Genomic DNA, 19,702 nt, shown 5'->3' on the forward strand with positions numbered 1-19,702 from the left:
TGTTGCTGAATCAGGTAAAATATCACCTATATGGAGAAAGATTCAGCAACGTCCGTTTTTTAGTTGCGGATTTTATTTAAATTTCATCTAGTTGCTTGGGCAAAATAGTTCCTTTAGCTCCTAGCATTCGGGTATATATTTGTCCTTGTTGGTTATGTGCAATAACATCAACAACTAAACTCGATTCTGTTTTGGATTTGATTTGGCAAGAAACATAAAATGTTTCATCAAACGGGACAAGTAAGAATTGTTCAAAAATTGTGATTTCTGAAGGTAAACAAGCTAATTGATGAAAATGTTGCGACCAAATCCAGAATGCATGAATCTGCACATCTGCAATGTAGGGATTAAATGTTTGGACTGGAAATTGTCCTTGTTGTTGTTCTTTAGGCTCTGGCAAGTAGCACTCTATGGTAATGTTTTCCAGATTCGCATTTAAGACAGATTTGACCCCTTGAAAAGTAGCTCCGTGAAATAAAGTAGTTGCCCCATTTTGATAAAGTGATGAAGCAGTAGCGGTAATTTTCCCATCGTGGCTTAAGTTGATAAATTCGTGTACTGGAGCCTCAGGAACTTCCCGCTTGAGTTTCATTTGGCTACTGAAATGATAACGAATTTTACCTTCGGGGGTTTTACTCCAGATTTTGGCATCAAAGTCTATTTCAGAGATACCATTTTTAGCAATTTCTTGCAAATCTAAAGTGTATTCAGTTGGCAAATTTTCATCAAAAATCAGTCCTTTTAAAACTTTATAGTTTGTGCAACTGAAGGCTTTGTAACCAGGATAGAGTTGTTCGCAGGTATTAGCAATCCATAATAGCCCACAAGTAGCTGGTAAAACTGGAGAACCCGCAATTACGTGGTCTTGTAAAAATGGATTTGCTGCTAATGTTAGATGTCTGTGGATACGAAAACTTTTCAACTCGCTTGGTAATTTATCTGGGATATATACCAAGGGGCTACCAATCACAACTTGCACGGTTTCTTGAATGGCACTAGCTAGTTCATTTGCTAACATTTTTGTGCCAATTTCAATCGGAATAGTCTCGATATTGCGTTCAGCAAAAGCTTGCTTTAATTCTGGGGAAACCATACCACTATCCCAAGGGCCCCAATTAATTGCTACGACATGGCAATGGGGATAATTGAGTTTGAAAAGGTGGGCTGATTTGTTGAGAATTTCATTAGCGATCGCATAATCAGACTGTCCCACATTTCCGTAGAAACCAACTACAGAAGAAAACAGGACTAAATAATTCAATTGATTCGGCAATACACACCGCAATAGGTTTTCTAAACCTTTAACTTTGGCAGCGTAAACTGTTTCAAAATCTTGGAGTGATTTTTTCTCAATCCGTTTATCAGCTAAGTTACCAGCCCCGTGAATAATTCCCGTTACAGTACCAAAACGCTCAACTACACTAGCAACTTGTTCACAAAGAGTTAATCCATCAGTCACATCCACGCTCAAATATTCAGCTTGTCCGCCCGCCTGTTCAATAGCTTGTAGGGTTGCGGCAATTTCCCGACTAGATGAAATAGCGTTAAACTTTTTCTGCACCATTGCAGGTGTCGGCTTTTCTCCTCTAGCTAGAAAATCCTCCATAATCTGCTTTTTCAAATCTGCTTGATTCAAGTACTTTTCTGCCCACACAGGTTCAGGATCGGGAGCAGAACGACCTAGCAGAATAAATTTGCATTGATAACGCTGCGCTAGCTCGATCGCACATTGAGCCGTTATCCCTTTGGCACCGCCACTGACGAGAAAAACCTGGGATTGGGGATTGGGTACTGGGGATTGGGAAAACTCTTTCCCAGTCGCCAGTCCCCAGTCGCTAGTCCCCAGTCCCTGTTCGCAGACTAGAGTTACTCGTCCTTGTGGACTATATCCTGTTTCGACAACTAATAGATTGGGGTCTTGGAGTTCGGCGAAGATATGCTGTGCTGATGTTTGAGGATCTAAATCGGGGCTGAGGTCGATCGCTCGACAAAATACACTTTCCCATTCCTGGTTTAAAGTTTTGGTCAGCCCAAATAAGCCAGCGCCAATGGCACCAAAGTTAGTTTTTTGTCCCAGTCCGAACTCGCCATCAAGACGAGCCACAGTTACAAAACAACTACGTCCTTGAGTTGCAGCTTGATTGAGTGGTTCTTTGAGATATTTGGCAATCAGAAAAACATGGCGAAGAATAGCTTTTTCTGATTCTAGATAGCGGACACCATTGCTGCTATTTTCATGATTTGAGGGATTGAGATGGATAAATGCGCCGATTTGACCATAGTTAGTAGCGATCGCTGTTAACTGTTCTTGCAAATGCTCCTCGGTCAAATCTGCAAGCACCACACGACTAATCCCTTCTGGTAAAGGCAATTGTTGAGCAATCAAACTTTGGGGAAAACTTAAGACAACAATTTTCCAACCACGCTTTTGCAAAATTTCAGCAAGTTTCGCCGTCGTCAGAGAACCATCATCGGTAAGCAAAGCAATATGCTCATCGGGTAAAGTGAAGTCTAAAACATCAGGTTCGGGAAGATATTTCAGTCTGACGGGACTGCGAAGAATTTGGGATTGGGCATGGGGCATGGGGCATGGGGCATAGGGCATGGGGAGAGACAAGGGAGAAAAATTGCTACCTTGTCCCCAGTCCCTAGTCCCCAGTCCCTCTTGTATATATCCAAGAAGTTGCCCCAGCGTAGGCACTTGAGCCAATATTTCTGGATTTAGCTTGGGTAAATCGGGGTAAAGTTCTGATAATGCTCCTTGAATTTCCACAAGTTTGACACCATCAATCCCCAAATCTGTCTCTATATCCATTGACAGATCTAACATCGTCGTTGGGTAGCCGGTGCGATCGCTAACGACATGGAGAAAATTTTTAGTGAGTTCTGGATCTGCTGAATCAATAGATGAAACCTCCCCGTGTCCCCGCGTCTCCGTATCCCCACCTCCCCGCGTCTCCGTATCTGCCTCAATCACCGATGCCAGTCCTGCTGAGATTTCTGATGCGATTTTCACCATATACTCAGCTATTTGAGCGAGGGTGCGTAGCTGTCCGACTTCTTCGGGATTTGGCTTGGGCAAATCGGGATATAGCTCTAACAATGCTCCCAAAATTTCTACACGTTTGATGGAATCAATCCCCAAATCTGCTTCGATATCCATCGTTAGTTCTAACATCTCGGTTGGGTAACCTGTTTTATCACTAACAACGTTGAGCAGAGTTTGACTCAGGGTATCTTGGTCGATGACTACTGGTGCTACGGGTGTTACCGTTGCGATCGCACTTTGATCCTCTTTTGGTGGGGTAATATCCAGAACTGGTGGTGCGGATATTTGCGTTGCAGTCTGATTTTCTATTGGTGGGGCAATATCTAGAACTGCTATTGCTTGATGATTTGCACCATTACTTGTGCCGTTACCATTAGTTAAAACTGGCTCAATTTTGCTAGTAAATCCGTTGCTGGGTAGAACAACAGATGGATTATTCAGAATCAGGTTATCTTCTGGTGATAAGGGAACCGTTGGACTATCTTGATAGTTTACTGGTGGTATTAAACTTTGTTGAGTGGTATTGCTAGAAGGCGGCAATTGATAATGTCGCTGAAGTAATTGGAAAAGGTTGTTAGTGTATTCCTGCTGATAGTTGAGATATTGCTCGTGGATGCGGAGACTTTCACCTTGATGGTCGTGAAACCGCATAATGCTACGCTCGGAACTGGAGACTATTTGTTGCTGTGTTGCTATTGGTGATTCACTAAATTTACTATTTCTCCACAACCCATGTTGTTGTTCCATGAGTTGGAAGAAGGTTTTGGTATATTCTGTCTGATGCTTTAAAGATTGTTCGTGAATTTGTAAAATGTCATGTTGATGGCGATTGAATTCTATTAAGCTGTACTCTAAATTATCTATAGCTGTTAGATAATTTAGAGGCAGTTCGGCGCTAGTTTGTAAAGACTTGAGGTCGAGTTGTTCTGATTGCCCGTTGTGCACAGATTTCACTCCGCCATGAACTGTTACTTTCTCTGTTGTTAAAGAGGGATTATATGTTACTGGGTTATGGTTATTGCCATTAGTAACAGGGGATTGATGATTGACTGCTACTTTCTCTGAAGGATTATATGTTACTGAGTTATGATTATTGCTATTAGTAACAGGGGATTGATGATTGACTGCTACTTTCTCTGTTGTTTGAGAGGATATTGGTGAGTGGGGTGTATTACCGTTAGTCGCAGTAAATTTTACTTGATGCCCATTTTGCATAGCTTTTTCAAAAGACTGCTTGGTTTTTTCTGACACATAATTAGTGCTATTTAAGCGGACATTCAAAACCTTATTCGGGGAAACTTCGGGGATTTTCTGCTCTAGTTGATAAGGGTCTAAGTTTTGTAAAGGTAATCCAGCAACGCGCAACTGGACAACGGCTTCTCTCAAAGAGCGATCGCTATCTTTGAGATGACTGGGATTTAAAGCCACAGCAAAATGAGGGCGATCGCTCAAAATATCTTTGACTAAGTTGGTGAGAACGCTTCGCGGCCCAAATTCAACAAAGCAGTAACCGCCTTCAGCATAAATATTTTCAATTTCCTGCTTGAACAATACTTGACTTCTCAAGTGTTCTTTGAGGACTTTTTGAATAACTTGCGCTTCATTTGGATAACGCTTGCCGGTCACATTGGTGTAAACCGGGATTTGTGGCTCGTTGAAAGTAACTTTCTCAATAGCTTTGGCAAAGGGTTGCTGTGCATAAGCCACTAGTGAAGTGTGAAAAGCTGCTGAAACTGGTAACAAAACTGTTGAGAATCCTTGAGTTTTCAAAGCTTCCTGCACATTAACAATTCCAGCTTTTGTCCCAGCCAATACCATTTGATTTTGGGAATTTAAGTTAGCAATGCTGATTTCGGGGCAACTTTGAATTACTTCTGTAACTTGATTGACATCCCCTTTCACCGCTAACATTGCTCCTGCATCAAACTGGGGATCTGTTGGTGTCGCCATTGCTTGACCCCTAGCTTTCACCAGGAAAAAGTAATCTTGTTCACTCAAAACCCCCGCAGCCCATAAAGCGGTAAGTTCTCCAAAGCTATGTCCGGCGACAAAATCCGGCTTAAACCCAGCTTGTTGTAATATTTTGTAGACACCAGCGCTAAAAGCTCCAATTGCTGGCTGTGCGTATTCTGTTTGCTGCAACAGCTTCATTTGGGCAGTCTTTTGATCTAAATCGAACACAGGCGCAGGGAAAACGACTTCTGAAACAGGCTGCAAGCCATCTGCGCCCAAAAGGTTATCAATTTGACTATAAGTCTCTCTCAAAGAAGGGAAATTAATTGTAAGTTCGCGACCCATATCTAAATATTGCGAACCTTGTCCGGAAAATAGGGCAACTACTTTCCCTTCCGTAACTATGCCTGTTTTGCGGTAGTAAATACCTTGGGGATGATCCCATGATTCTACTTGCAGCTTGTTTTTCAGCAATTCAATACTTGTTTGTAATAAATTGCCAGCTTGGGCGAGAGAATCAGCGACAAACCCAAGTCTGGCATTTGCCACTGGAATTTCTAAATATTGAGATGCTGCAATCAATTCTGCATATTGCTGCTCTCCGGTTTCAGATTGCAATTGGTTTTTGATTGCTTGACAACGGGACAACAATTCTTCAGGTGTTGGCGCAGATAACAACACTGATTGTACAGATTTGTGTAAACGATAAGGGCAATTTTGTTGGGTTTTGTATTCTTCCAAAATCACGTGATAATTTGTGCCACCAAAGCCAAAAGAACTCACTCCTGCGCGTCTTGGCTGGTCATCGCTAGTAATCCAAGGTCTGGTTTCGGTATTTAAATAAAATGGGGAATTTTCAATATCTAATTTAGGGTGGGGCTTGGTGACGTTAATTGTGGGTGGTAATACTTTGTGGTGCAAAGCTAAAGCTGTTTTGATCAAACTCGCCGCACCCGCAGCGGCTTTTGTATGTCCAATTTGTGATTTGACAGTTCCCAGGGCAATATATTGTTTTTTCGGATTGTTTTCGCCAAAAACTTCTTTAATCGAGCTAAATTCCGCTGGATCTCCAGCCATAGTACCGGTGCCGTGTGCTTCAATCAAACCGACACTAGCAGGGGGAAATCCCGCATCTTCGTAAGCACGCCGTAAGGCTCTGACTTGCCCTTCTGGACGCGGTGCATAGATACTTTTATAACGCCCATCGCTAGAAGTACCAATGCCTTTGATGACTGCATAAATGCGATCGCCATCTCGTTCGGCATCTGCAAGGCGCTTGAGTACTAACATACCGACGCCTTCACCCAACATCATTCCATCGGATTCTGCATCAAAAGGTTTGACATTTTGACTAGGCGAAACGGCAGGAGTTTTACTGAAACACATATACGCCAAAATTGAGTTGTCGGTGTCAACTCCACCAGTCAGCATCATGTCAGCACGATGTTCAACTAGCTCACTAATTGCCATTTTTAAAGCACCTAATGAACTAGCACAGGCGGCATCTACAACACAGTTAGTTCCGCCAAAATCTAGGCGGTTGGCAATTCTTCCAGCAACAACGTTTGCAAGCATACCGGGGAAGGCGTTTTCTTCCCACTGCACATATGCACTTTTGATTTTCTCGATAATTTTTTGTGTATCCTCATCGGATAAACCACTGCTTTTAAGGGCTTTTTCCCACACTGGATACTGCATTCTGGCAGTTAGTGGCACACCTAATTGCCTACCTAGTGCTACACCTAAGATGACGCCAGTGGCTTGATGATTAAACTGTCGAGATTCACCGTAACCGGCGTCTTCCATTGCAGCTTTAGCAACAATCAAACCTAGCAATTGCGAAATATCTGTAACTTCCAAAATGTTGGGTGGTAGTCCAAATTCCATCGGATTGAAATTAACATCCGGGATAAATCCGCCTCTTTTACAGTAGGTTTTATCAGATGCTCTGGGGTTAGGATCGTAATATTCATCTATGTTCCAACGTGAAGCAGGAACATCAGTAATACAATCAACTTTATGAATGATTTTTTCCCAGTATTCCTGTAAATTTTTTGATTGCGGGAATATAGAAGCCATCCCAATAATGGCAATATCAACTCGCTGCCTTTGTGTGCTAATTTTGGTATTTAATGGTGAATTTTCAACCATAACTTTTTTTCCCTGTATGAGTTGGAGTACAGCTTGTTCACAATTGCTTACTTCCTCTTGCAACTGTGCCAAAACAGCTTCAATTCTAGAAGCGGCCATGACTTTATCTTTACTAATGGATTGATGAAATATAGAGGTATTGATAGATTTAATCTCAAAATTCAGAAATAGCCCCAAGTATCTATTACTTTAAGCTTTCTTGTCTTGCCTTTTGTAGAAAAGGAATACTGGTGTTTGTGCAGTCCGCTGCCAGAAGCAAAATTTCCGAAAATCAATTATTAGAATTCAGTTTAGAATCATTAAATCAGGCGTGTTATGATTTTTGAGATTCTCTTAAACTGATTAAGCTTGGCTATTGCAGTCCAATCAAATTTGAATTCTGAATTTTAAATCTTTAGGATTTCATACCTCTAAAAATAAGTGAGTTGAGATTTCAGGCTAATGACGATTTTTATAGAAAATAACAAAATATTTAAGTACATTAGCTTCACCTCAACGTTGCAATATGAATTGTTTATCAGATGTAGGTAAGAATTCTCTGAGTTAGAATTCGTATTAAATTGCAGCTTACAGGTAATATTAGACTGATTATGTCTTCATTACAATTGATATGCAACTGAGATACAATTAGATACATATTGCTAGATGAAATGTTTTTTGAGCATTTGCTTGTAAATTTACAACTCAAAATGTGTAAATTAATTAGCAACCACATCTATACAGAATTATCCTCTGAATTAGCATCATCATCTCCTTTATTAGTTATCGCTTGATGCTGAGCAGATGCCAAGAGCTTTTGCTCAAGTCTACTAATACTAATTCCAAGCTCAGAAGCTGTTTTGCGTTTCCATTCTTCTAGCTCACAATCATGTTGATTGAGCCATTCACGCACCGCAACGCGTGCCATTTCAGCTTTGCGAAGTGTCTGGCGAGCTGCATGAAAGATCAGTCGCTGGTTATCAAAGCTTGGCAATGAGAGCATGAATCGCTGTAGTTTCATCTTATTCAGTGTCTTTCGAGCGCGATCGCTATCACTCACATAACTATTAAAACTCTTTTCAAGTAGTATCTCATATCCCAAAAATACATTGTCGAAATTGCATACAAATTGCATCTATGGGAATTTAACAGTTAATAGTTGACTGTTGACTGTTAACTGTCCTGTCAACACCCACCACTAATATCTTTCACAAGTCAAACATGATTGCTATATAGCTTTTACATCTATCCAAAAGTTGATTTATTTAAAAAATTTTTATGTCTTAATCAATCAGTTAATTTTTTGCAGAAATTATTGTTACCAAACAATAAATTTTACCGCCAAGTAAAATTAGCCACAGGGAACTATATCTAAAGAATGAAAAATCTTACTCAAAAACAAACTAATCACAAATTAAATACACATTTGCAAATGCTGAGTAACACCAAGTACATCAAAATTTTCAAAATCTCTCGAATTTTGCAATTATCTTATCTTCATTCATGCAATATATTGCTACTAATTCCTTAACAAAAGTGTTGCATATGGATTGCAATTGAGTATCAGTCAGTTTATCGTATGTAATTAAATAGTGAAATTCAATGCTGTTTGTTCAGGAAAGCGGAAAGATAAAATATCAGTTCCTCTAATTACTCAATTCTTCCATAGATTCCTAACTAGACAGTATTAGAATATGATTTATGCGATGACCCGTGTTGTATGAAGCGTTCTGCATAATTAAACTGTCATGAAAATATAAGGGCTTGCTGGCATGAGACTATCTGAGCTAGATCCACTCATACCGCTAACTGAGTTAAGAGAAGAACTCTTGAAGTTACCAAAAGGTTATTCGTTTTATGAAGAAGAATTGGTAGATTTTTTATCCAGAAGAAGATGGCCAGAAAGCAATCGCCGCATCGATCGAACAACTTTTTGGCGGTGGAGAAATGACAACGGAATTGAACATCAAAAAGTATTCAGCAGATTGGATATATTGAAACTCTGCCAAATTTGCGACCACTATCGAATAGATGGAACTCGCAGCGAATACTTAGCGATCGTTAAAAGTAAAAAAGAGGCAGTGCTAAACAAATAAAATCAGAATTTAGAATTCAGAATTCAGGAATCAGAATTCAAAAGCAAACTTAGAAATACTTTGCCTGTCCTTCAGTATCACTGGAGAATTAAGGGTGTTACAGCTACTTGATTTTCTCAAAATTCTCAGTTTAGGGTATCCAATTCTGATAAATTCGTTGATTCTGGATTCTGAATCCTGATAATGCAATAGACCTCTTGCAAAAAGCACTTTTGCAAGAGGTGGGAAAAGGGAAAAGGTTAAAGGGGAAAGGGAAAATACCAAACCTTTCCCCCTTCCCCCTTCCCCTTTTCCCGACTTCTGCAAGAAGTCTAATGCATGAAAGTAAAAGAATTCTAAATTCAGAATTCAGAATTCTTTTACCTTATTCAGTAACTTGAAAAGATAGTTATGATACCAAAACAAAAAGATTCATTTATAAAACCATTCATCAAACCTGTGGGTTGGTCGTCAGCCATGTTAGCAGGCATTATAGCTGTAGTTAGTGGTGGAGTTTCACTTTACACCTTTTTACAATTTCAGTTGTCTTCTAAAGTAGAGCCTGTAGCTACTCCAAATAGTTCTCCCAGAATGACTGCTGTTTCTGCCTTAGGACGTTTAGAACCTCAAGGAGAAGTTATTCGCCTGTCTGCTCCCGACTCTCAAGCTGGTGTTCGAGTCACAAAACTGCTGGTAAATAAAGGAGATCGGGTGCGGGACGGGCAAATAGTTGCACTTCTTGACACTTACTTTCCTCGTCTTGCAGCTTTAGAAAAAGCTCAACGACAAGTGTTAGTTGCTCAAGCTAGTCTCAATCAGGTGAAAGCTGGGGCAAAAGCTGGAGATATCTCTGCACAAGAAGCAACCATCGCTCGTCTAGAAGCGGAGTTGGAGGGAGAAACTTCTGCACAAGAAGCAACTATCGCTCGCTTGGAGGCAGAGTGGCGTAATGCTGAAAGCGAGAACCAGCGATATCAGCAGTTATATAAAGATGGTGCGATTTCTGCTTCCGATGCAGATGCTAAACGTTTGCGAGTCGATACTGTTCAACAACAGCTCAATGAAGCTAAAGCTTCTCTGCATCGCACTATCGAAACTCTACAAAAGCAATTAATTGAGGCCAAAGCCAGACTCAAGAGTATTGCTGAAGTTCGTCCCACCGATGTTGCAGCAGCAGAAGCTGATGTTGATAGTGCGATCGCTTCAGTTAAACAAGCTCAGGCAGAATGGGATTTAAGTGTGGTGCGATCGCCCATAAACGGACAAATCATGAAAATTAATACTTGGCCTGGAGAAATTATCGGCACTATGGGAATAGCTGATATAGGCCGCACACAACAAATGTATGTCGTTGCGGAAGTCTATGAAACTGATATCCAAAAAGTGCGTCTAGGCCAATCGGCGATTATTACTAGCGATGCTTTTCCAGGGAAATTACGAGGAAAAGTTGCTGATATTGGTTTACAAGTCGGCAAACAAAATATCTTTAATAACACTATTCAAGCAGACACAGATAACAAAATAGTTGATGTTAAAATTCGTATTGATAACCCAGAAGATAATAGAAAATCTGCTAGCTTTACTGACTTACAAGTCGAGGTAATGATTTATCTTTGAGGCAATAATTCAAAACTTAAAATTGAAAATCCAGAATACTTTGATACCCAAGCTAAATAATCAACAACTATATCAATAAATCGGAGAAAGATAAATTAAGGGCGAATAATAACTCCTCACCAGAGCATTGGAATCTCCGACACCGCTCAACAGTTAACAGTCACCATTCAGCACTCCCAAATTTGTATCCTTGAGGTTAATTAAATGATTCTCAATATACCTCTGGCTTGGCTACAACTAGCCCGACAAAGAATACGCTTTCTTGTAGCTTTGGCTGGGATTGCTTTTGTCGCAGTTCTGATGTTTATGCAGATTGGTTTCCAAGATGCTCTCTATGACAGTGCTACACAGTTACATAATAATTTAGAGGGAGATTTATTTTTAATCAGTGCCCAATATAAATCACTTACATCGAACCAAAGCTTTGCTCGTGCATATTTATATCAATTAATGGGTTATCAAAGCGTAGAATCAGTTAGCCCTTTATATGTACAATTTGCCAAATTTAAAAATCCGGATAATGGTTTAAAATATCCAGTATACGTACTTGGTTTCGATCCGATAAAGTCAATTTTTAAATTTCCTAATATTCAAGAAAATTTGAATTTAATTAGAATTCCTAATATAGTTTTATTCGATCGGGATTCTCGACCAGAATTTGGAGCGATCGCTAAACATTTTGAAGAAGGAAAAACTGTAAGAGTCGAAATATACACCTATACTGGATTTGTTGGTTACAAAGTTAAAATTGGTGGGTTATTTCATCTAGGCCCATCCTTTGGAGTTGATGGAAATTTAATTGTTAGTTCTTCAACTTTTTTGAGGATCTTTCAAGATCGTTCGGTACAAAACATAGATATAGGCTTAATTAAGCTCAAAGCTAATGCCAATCCCGAAAAAGTTTTGGCAGATTTATCAGTTCAGTTACCCAAAGACGTAAAACTTATTACTAAAAGAGACTTTATTGCTCTTGAAAAAAGCTATTGGTCTCTGCGAACACCCATCGGGTTTGTTTTTAATTTGATGGTATTAATGGGGTTTGTTGTTGGTGTAATCGTTGTCTATCAAATTCTTTATAGTAATATTTCGACTCATTTAACTGAATATGCGACCTTAAAAGCAATGGGTTTCAAAAACAAATACTTATTAAGTGTAGTTTTTAAACAAGCTTTAATTCTAGCGTCTTTAGGTTATTTTCCAGGTTTTATTATCTCTATAGGTCTCTATGACATTTCCAAAAATGCTACTAAATTACCAGTGATCATGAGTAACGACAAAGCAATAATAGTATTAATTTCAGCAATGTTAATGTGTTTAACTTCTGCATTTTTATCTACAAATAAACTCAGAAAGGTAGACCCAGCCGATATTTTTTAATTTATTTTTGTAAACGATGGAACCAAAATATATTGTTAGTATCACAAATCTCAATCATTATTTTGGCGAAAAAAGAATTCGCACCCAAACATTATTCGATATTAATTTCCATATCAAATTTGGCGAGATTGTCATTATGACTGGGCCATCAGGCTCAGGAAAAACAACTTTACTGACTTTAATTGGTGGATTACGCTCTGTTCAAGAGGGAAGTCTTAAATTTCTCGGTCATGAGCTTTTTGGAGCAAGTAATGAGCAATTAGTTAAAGTACGTCGCCATATTGGCTATATTTTCCAAGCTCACAACTTATTAGATTTTTTAACAGCAAGACAAAACGTTCAAATGTCGCTTGAATTACACAAAAATATTTCCGAATCGGAAGCTCGTAGCAAATCAGAGGCTATACTCAATGCTGTTAAATTAGACAATAGGGTAAATTACTATCCATCCGATCTATCAGGAGGACAAAAACAACGGGTAGCTATTGCGCGTGCTTTAGTAAGTCATCCTAAATTGGTTTTAGCTGATGAACCTACTGCTGCTTTAGACAGCAAGACTGGCCGAGATGTTGTCACCCTGATGCAGGAACTAGCAAAGGAACAGAATTGTGCCATTTTAATGGTTACTCACGACAACAGAATTTTAGATATTGCCGATCGCATAATCCATATGGAAGATGGTCATCTAGTCAAAGAAGTTTTACAATAGCTCAAATCGAAGAGAATTAAACAACAATATTCCCGATTTCTTTAGGAAGTCGGGAATTTAAGTACATTGTCATATATCCTTGGTTACAAGCCAATCGACAATAAAATTATTCCTTGAGTCTCAAGTCATACACCCCTATAGTATGAAGTTATAAGTTATTAAATTACAGAAAATATATAAATGAATTATGAATAAAATTTAAACATTTGATAAGGATCTGGATGCTGAAAGAAATTTTCTAAATTTTTCAGATAACTGCAAACTTGTGAGATTAACTACATAATAGAATATAAAACGACTATATGGTAAAAGATTTAATTTTTTGTCTGCAAGAAGCAGCTTTACACTTTATCTTTAATAAGTCTTCAACACCGAAAGATGTTTCGGAATGTTATATAAATCCTCCTTGTGGATGTACCAATCCAGGGCAAAATATCCAATGTGAAGATTGTGTCTATCTTGAAGCTTGTTTATCTAGTTTTAAGCGATGATATTTTTCGCGGCTATTAATACGAACCAATTAAATAAGAAATTAGCTCCTTTGATATAGCTAGTTTTATTCTGATGATAGAAGTTAGGGAAAACAGCAGCATATATTATAAGTAAGAGTGAATTAAATCAATAGGTGAGTGTTGTGTATGTTTAAACTCATGGGGGTCTGAAAACTAAAAATTTTTACGTTAACGCCATTGTATAAATAAATGATTTCATCCTAAAAGCATGATTTTATCAGGAAAATGTTTTTTAACATTTTCAATGTAGGTGAAAGGTTCATCAATCTGTATTGTCTAAATCTACTTCATAAGTAGCAGGTTGAGTAGAAAACATCGCTTTTCCAAATCAACAAATCACAGCAATCTAGAACATACAAGGAACCATAATCATGAGACCTTTTGATTTATCTAAAACTGTTTTAGCTAGTCTCTTTGCCATCAGTTTTGCTTCTGCATCCTTACCTCTTTCTGTTTCTGCCCAAAGTGGAAGCTCTGGTAGCGGTACTAGCTCAGGAACTACCTCTGGTACTGGTAGTACAGGTACTAGCACAACTGGCACCGGCACAACAAGTACTGGCACAACTGGTACAACTAGCACTGGTACTGGCACAACTGGTACTGGCATAACTGGAACAGGTACAAACGGAAGTGGCATAACTGGAACGGGTACAAACGGAACTGACACAACTGGTACTGGAAGTGGCATAACTGGAACAGGCACAAACGGAACTGGCACAACTGGTACTGGAACAGGCACAACCGGTACAACCGGAACCGGAACCGGAACAGGCACAACTGGTACTGACACAACAGGTACAACCGGAACAGGTACAACTGGTACTGACACAACAGGCACAACAGGTACAAGTGGAACAGGTACAACTGGTACTGGGACAACCACAGATGGTACAGGTACTGGTATTACAGGTAGTGATGGTACTGGCACTACTACAAATGGCACTGATACCACAGGTACTAACAGAAATACGGGTGTTACAACTTACCAAGAAAATAACGATCGCGGTTCCAATTGGGGTTGGCTAGGTTTGCTTGGTCTAGCTGGTTTAGCAGGCTTGGCTCGTAACCAAGAAAAACCCAGAGCTTATAACGATCCCAATGAAGTAACAAGTTCTCGCTATAAATAAGTTAATCAAGGGCAACACCCCACGATTTTTTCTTTCAACAGAATTAGAGACGTTGCAATGCAACGTCTCTAATTATTTTTTGACCATCTGACAACTTAAAGCAAACTAGCAGAGTTTACATCTAAAAATAACGTTGCTTGTGGTTGTTGACGGAGAATAGAAGCCGGACATTCTGTGCTTATCGCTCCTTGCAACATCTGTTTTACCACATTTGCTTTACGTGTTTCTGGAGCAAGACAAATAATTTTTTTAGCTGAACAAATCGTTGGAATAGTAACAGTAAAAGCGTATTGTGGGACAGTTTCAATATTTGAAAAGTGACCTGTGTTTACTTGTTGCTGACGGTTGACTTTATCTAGTTTTACTAGTTTTACACTGTAAGGATCTTGAAAATTTGCTACTGCTGGATCGTTAAAAGCCAAATGTCCATTTTCCCCAACACCAAGACAGCACAAGTCAATTGGTTGTGCTTGCAATAATTTGGTGTAGCGATCGCATTCTGCCACTGGTTGCAATGCATCACCTTCTATATAGTGGAATTGCTTAGGAGCAACCCTTTTCTCTACACGTTCTCGCATATAACGCCGGAAACTTGCACAATGATCGGCACTAATTCCCAAATACTCATCTAAATGCAACAGAGTAATCCGCGACCAATCTACACCACCCAATTTAATCAAAGCATCAAGAAATTTTAGCTGGGAATTACCGGTGGCTAACAATACAGCCGCTGTATCCTGTTCGTTGAGAATTTGCTGTAAATATTGTTGGGTGATTTCTGCAACTGAGAATGCCATTTCGACTTCAGAGTTGTAAATCTGTACTAATAAATTATCAACGCGAAAAAAGTTTGTAGCGGCTACCATTTGGTTACACAGAAGGTTATCAATAGTGTTGACTAGACCTCTTACAAAAGTCCCTAACACCCCACCCCCAACCCCTTAGCAAGGGGAGGGGAGACAAAGCGTAACTTTGGCTCTTTGGGGTTCTTATTTTCGATTTATGCAAGAGGTCTACTGTTTAACGCGAAATTCCATCGACTTTTAGGGATGGGATGAGCTTAAATCCCTTATTTAGTTATAGAAGATAGATTTTAGAATTTAAAAAATTAATTGGCGACTCTTAAGGTTAGGTTAAAATACTACACTTCGTAAGCAAATTTATTGCCCAGTCTCTAATCCCCAGTTCCTTGTATTCACAAAAGAATCATCGCTAAAAGACAAAAACGATGTAAACTATGTAAATAAAGTTAACATTTATTAACATAGTACCCAACAATTATGCTCGCTGCAATTCTTTTTGACTTAGACGGCACTATTGTCAACAGCGACCCTATACACTACCGTGCTTGGAAAGAAATGCTGCTAAATTTCAGCATAGAAATTGATGAAACATTTTATAAATCGAAAATTAGCGGACGGTTAAATCCAGAAATTGTTCGAGACATTCTGCCACAATTATCACTAACAGAAGGGGAAGAATTTGCAGACGAAAAAGAGGCACTTTTTCGCAAACTTGCCTCCGATCTACAACCGCTGAGTGGATTTTCGGAACTATTGGCATGGACAGAGACACATCAATTAAAACGTGCATTAGTAACTAATGCACCAAGGCTAAATGCAGAATATATGCTAGAAGTTTTGGGGATAAGAGAAGCTTTTCATGTAATTGTTTTAGCGGATGATTGTATCGCAGGTAAACCCGACCCTGAACCCTACAAAGTCGCTTTAAACAAGTTGGGAATTCAAGCAGAGGAAGCGATCGCTCTAGAAGATTCTCCTTCTGGAATTCGCGCTGCTGTGGGCGCAAATATTCGCACTATCGGTATAGCCTCTAGCCACAATCCCCAACTCTTACAGGAAGTCGGTGCATTTATGGCGATTCCAGATTTTACTGATTTGCAGTTGTGGACATTGCTCAACTCGCTCATTGAAGCAGATTTAACCGCGATCGCTTCTAATTTCTAAGCCCAAAATCCAGAATTTTCAGAGTAGAGACGCCAAATTTGGTGTCTCTATTTATTTTTCAGCCAAAATAGCGTAAATTTCCCGTTTAACTTGCTCTAAAAGCTCACGCACTCGATTTATTCGCTCCACATTGCCACTACGAGCAACCTGCACCACCACACCAGCTAATTCTGTTGCAGCATTCCGTAACTCAATCAACTCTTGGGGCTTACCTGTGACGAAATTTTTGAAGGTATCCCAAGGAGAGTCTGAGTTTTCTTGTTGGGTACGTTGTGCCAAAAGTTGTCTACCCTCATCTGTAATGGTGTAAATCCGCTTACCACCTTCCTGCGAACTGATTAAATAACCACCTTCCTCCAACAATTGGAGTGTTGGATACACTGAACCAGGGCTGAGACGACGGAAACCACCATAACGAGTTTCCATCTCTTTAATCAGGTCGTAACCATGACTGGGATGCTCGGATAACAACTCTAACAAGATGAACTTGATGTCACCCCGACGAGTCCGATATTCATCTGGCCAACCACGACCAAATACTTCATCACGAAAGTGTTTGCCATGATGTCCGCCACGATCCTTGCGATGCTCAAACCGAGACTTGACAAAAAAATCATCTTCGCTGACTCCAGCCCATGCAGGTACGCCAAAGTGCGATCGAAAGTGTCTAAACATAACTCAATTTCCAATCAACTTTCTCTACTATACGATATATCGAAATATATCGCGATATATCGGAACAGCATTTTGATGAAGATTTATTGCAAGTTGTAGAGACAGCTATTTATCGCGTCTTGCCTGGGCCATTACATACGCAGGGGCACAGCATTGCTGTGCCCCAAAAAAAAGAACTTTTACAAATTGGTAATCTATTAGGCTTTGAAGCTGTTAACCCTCAACAGCCAAGTCAAAAAGACGCCCTACATTAAACGGACGATCGCTTCTTAAGCTTTTACCTTAGCTTTTGACCAGACACCATTTTCATCTTCATCATATTTCTGGTGAACAGCTTCCCAAGCAGCTTGTTCGGCGTTAAACTCGTCATTTTTTTCATTGATTGCAGCGTTATAGCGGTCAATGAATGTATGCTGAGCCTCACTAGAAAGATGAGCGCGAACTTCAGGTGACAAGTCGTCTGGGCTATTGCAAATTCCTGGACAAGGACGAGCGAGGGTTTTTTCAATTATCTGAGTTTCTTCCCCACCAGCGCTTTCGAGGAGCAATTGAAATTCCCCGGTGCGATCGCTTGGAATTTCTGCCAGCAATAAGAACTCACCAGCTTGTAAGCGGGTTTGGTAAATAGCGGCCTTATCTTCTGGCATTCCTAAAGTGGTCAGAACCGATACTAGACCGGCACCTGCGCTACCTGCGATCGCTCCACTAGCAGCCCCTAACAAGACTGCACCAATAGGCCCTGCTGCCACAATTGAGCCAACAAAAGGTATAAATAATACGCCTACGCCGGTGAGCAAGCTGAGAAAGGAACCAAACAAGGAACCAAAAACTGCCCCCGTTCTCAAGCCTCCTAGAATCACATCCTTTTTACTAATAAAGCCAGAAATTCGAGTTTCCGACTCAAAATTTCTGCCCATCACGGAAATGTGATCTCTAGGAACGCCTCTATCTAATAAACGTCTAATAACATCATCAACTTGTTTTTGTTCTTTGAATACAGCAGAAATAGTACGTTCTGCTTGATACACTTCTGGCATTTAGATACTCCTGGGATTATGTTGTTTTTGCGTAGATACACCCAAACAATATTGGATTTTAGATTTTGGATTTTAGATTAACTCCATACTAAAAAGTAGGGGGTAAGAAAATAATGGTAGATTTTGGATTTTTTCCACAATAAAATTGCAGACAATTCCACCACACACTACACAAAAAGACTTTTCTAGCTTTAAGTTTTGAATGAAAAACCCAAAATCCAAAATCTAAAATTTGTTACACACCTACAGGAGTTTTACTTTCATTTGCAGGCTGTGTACCGTCTGCCTCAAGTGCTTGCCCTTCAATAAATGAGCGCAACATCCAAGCCATTTCCTCATGTTCTTCCATCAATCCAGTCAGAAAATCAGCAGTTCCTTGATCGTGGAACTGTTCGCCAGACTGGTCTACATGATCTCTGAGGTTGCGAATTACTTGCTCGTGATCTTGCACTAAATTAGCTACCATTCCTGTTGCACTAGGAACACTACCAGCATGTTCCTTAAGGGTAGCAATTTTGAGAAATCCTTCCATCGAACCAACTGGATAACCACCCAAAGCACGAACCCGTTCTGCTAAAGCATCGATATTTACAGTCAGTTTTTCGTAGTGTTCTTCCCAAAGTTGATGCAAAGAGCGGAATTGAGGCCCAACAACGTCCCAATGGTACTTTTTGGTTTTTACTAACAGTAAATAGGCATCTGCCAAATCTTGATTCAACAGATTAATCACACCTTCGCGCTGTTCTTGTGTCAAACCAATATTGATCGCACGCATTGTTTTTCATCCCTAGACAAACTTATTATTTATTAACATCCCAAATTTTCGACATTATCTACATCAACCAAAGGGTGCATTGTCAGTTGAGATTAGTTACTATATTTAGAATTATTCCTACGTCTTAGTAGGTAGTATTATTAATCTAATAGTCTACTACTATCCTAATTTGGTTAGATTTACTGTTTTTTGGCTGAGCCTTGAAAAGATAAATTTTAAAATAATTGTCAATTACCTGGATAAATCTAATTTTTTAGCATAAATAAAAATTAGTTATAAGTGATTTTTTATGCAATCACTTATAACTACTAAAAAATTACCAAAGTCAAGTATTAATTATCTTACTTACCTGTAACTTTGTCTAACACATTTTTGATACTTTCTTCTACTGAGGTTGAACTCTGTGAATTTTCAGGACGCTTTTGTTTATCAAAGTCAGCAGTTCCTTGAACTTCATTAAGTCCTCCCTGAGTCTTCGCTTGAGTCTCTTCGAGTCCAATTGGTGGTTTTTTAGCAGCTTCGTCTGTTTTGCGCTGAATATCAAGCAGTTGTGTTTCCCCTTCGGTAGGCTTACTTTGGTAGCTATCGATCGCAAAAGCAGGAAAAGCACTAGATAACAATAGTAGAGCGCAAGTAAAAGCAACAACTAAAAAACGTACTGGGCGCAAAATAGATAAAACAGAAGCAATAACTTTCATT

Annotated in this window: 13 protein-coding genes; 6 read left to right on the forward strand and 7 right to left on the reverse strand. The window is 39.5% G+C overall.

Features of this window, described 5'->3' with window-relative positions; translation table 11 throughout:
- Window positions 1-76 precede the first annotated feature (76 nt).
- Window positions 77-7,252, reverse strand: coding sequence for a type I polyketide synthase (locus tag H6H03_RS16600; protein WP_190956173.1), 7,176 nt, complete (start codon window positions 7,250-7,252; stop codon window positions 77-79).
- A 616-nt stretch (window positions 7,253-7,868) separates the two neighbouring features.
- Window positions 7,869-8,267, reverse strand: coding sequence for a hypothetical protein (locus H6H03_RS16605; RefSeq protein WP_390842469.1), 399 nt, complete (start codon window positions 8,265-8,267; stop codon window positions 7,869-7,871).
- 637 nt (window positions 8,268-8,904) lie between these two features.
- On the opposite strand from H6H03_RS16605, the gene H6H03_RS16610 reads away from it, so the two are divergent.
- From H6H03_RS16610 to H6H03_RS41790, 5 genes are all read left to right on the forward strand, one after another.
- The gene (locus H6H03_RS16610; RefSeq protein WP_073640979.1) at window positions 8,905-9,228 is read left to right on the forward strand and encodes a hypothetical protein; all 324 of its coding nucleotides are present in this window, start codon (window positions 8,905-8,907) and stop codon (window positions 9,226-9,228) included.
- 390 nt (window positions 9,229-9,618) lie between these two features.
- On the forward strand, window positions 9,619-10,824 hold the full coding sequence (locus H6H03_RS16615; RefSeq protein ID WP_190956174.1) for an ABC exporter membrane fusion protein: 1,206 nt from the start codon (window positions 9,619-9,621) through the stop codon (window positions 10,822-10,824).
- 204 nt (window positions 10,825-11,028) lie between these two features.
- Window positions 11,029-12,201 carry an ABC transporter permease DevC gene (devC, locus tag H6H03_RS16620; protein ID WP_190956175.1) on the forward strand — a complete coding sequence of 391 codons (1,173 nt, stop codon included), beginning with the start codon at window positions 11,029-11,031 and terminating at the stop codon, window positions 12,199-12,201.
- Window positions 12,202-12,217: 16 nt separating this feature from the next.
- Window positions 12,218-12,910, forward strand: coding sequence for a DevA family ABC transporter ATP-binding protein (locus H6H03_RS16625; RefSeq protein WP_190956176.1), 693 nt, complete (start codon window positions 12,218-12,220; stop codon window positions 12,908-12,910).
- Between the two features lie 883 nt (window positions 12,911-13,793).
- Window positions 13,794-14,549, forward strand: coding sequence for a WGxxGxxG-CTERM domain-containing protein (locus H6H03_RS41790; RefSeq protein ID WP_190956177.1), 756 nt, complete (start codon window positions 13,794-13,796; stop codon window positions 14,547-14,549).
- 95 nt (window positions 14,550-14,644) lie between these two features.
- On the opposite strand, the gene H6H03_RS16635 is transcribed toward H6H03_RS41790, so the two are convergent.
- The gene (locus tag H6H03_RS16635; RefSeq protein ID WP_190956178.1) at window positions 14,645-15,415 is read right to left on the reverse strand and encodes a glucosamine-6-phosphate deaminase; all 771 of its coding nucleotides are present in this window, start codon (window positions 15,413-15,415) and stop codon (window positions 14,645-14,647) included.
- Between the two features lie 414 nt (window positions 15,416-15,829).
- Between H6H03_RS16635 and H6H03_RS16640 the strand changes: the two genes are divergently transcribed.
- Window positions 15,830-16,516, forward strand: coding sequence for an HAD family hydrolase (locus H6H03_RS16640; RefSeq protein WP_190956179.1), 687 nt, complete (start codon window positions 15,830-15,832; stop codon window positions 16,514-16,516).
- Window positions 16,517-16,567: 51 nt separating this feature from the next.
- Here H6H03_RS16640 and H6H03_RS16645 read toward each other — a convergent pair whose 3' ends face one another.
- The 4 genes from H6H03_RS16645 to H6H03_RS16660 form a co-directional block, all read right to left on the reverse strand.
- Window positions 16,568-17,191 carry a PadR family transcriptional regulator gene (locus tag H6H03_RS16645; protein WP_190956180.1) on the reverse strand — a complete coding sequence of 208 codons (624 nt, stop codon included), beginning with the start codon at window positions 17,189-17,191 and terminating at the stop codon, window positions 16,568-16,570.
- 269 nt (window positions 17,192-17,460) lie between these two features.
- Entirely contained in the window at window positions 17,461-18,228 is a 768-nt protein-coding gene (locus H6H03_RS16650) for a ChaB family protein (RefSeq protein ID WP_190956181.1), read from the reverse strand.
- A 235-nt stretch (window positions 18,229-18,463) separates the two neighbouring features.
- Window positions 18,464-19,003, reverse strand: coding sequence for a Dps family protein (locus tag H6H03_RS16655; protein ID WP_190956182.1), 540 nt, complete (start codon window positions 19,001-19,003; stop codon window positions 18,464-18,466).
- Window positions 19,004-19,344: 341 nt separating this feature from the next.
- A complete protein-coding gene (locus tag H6H03_RS16660; RefSeq protein WP_190956183.1) occupies window positions 19,345-19,701 on the reverse strand; it encodes a hypothetical protein in 357 nt (118 codons plus the stop codon).
- Window position 19,702: the final 1 nt, after the last annotated feature.

The organism is Nostoc paludosum FACHB-159, assembly GCF_014698835.1.
Taxonomy (GTDB): Bacteria; Cyanobacteriota; Cyanobacteriia; order Cyanobacteriales; family Nostocaceae; genus Nostoc; species Nostoc paludosum.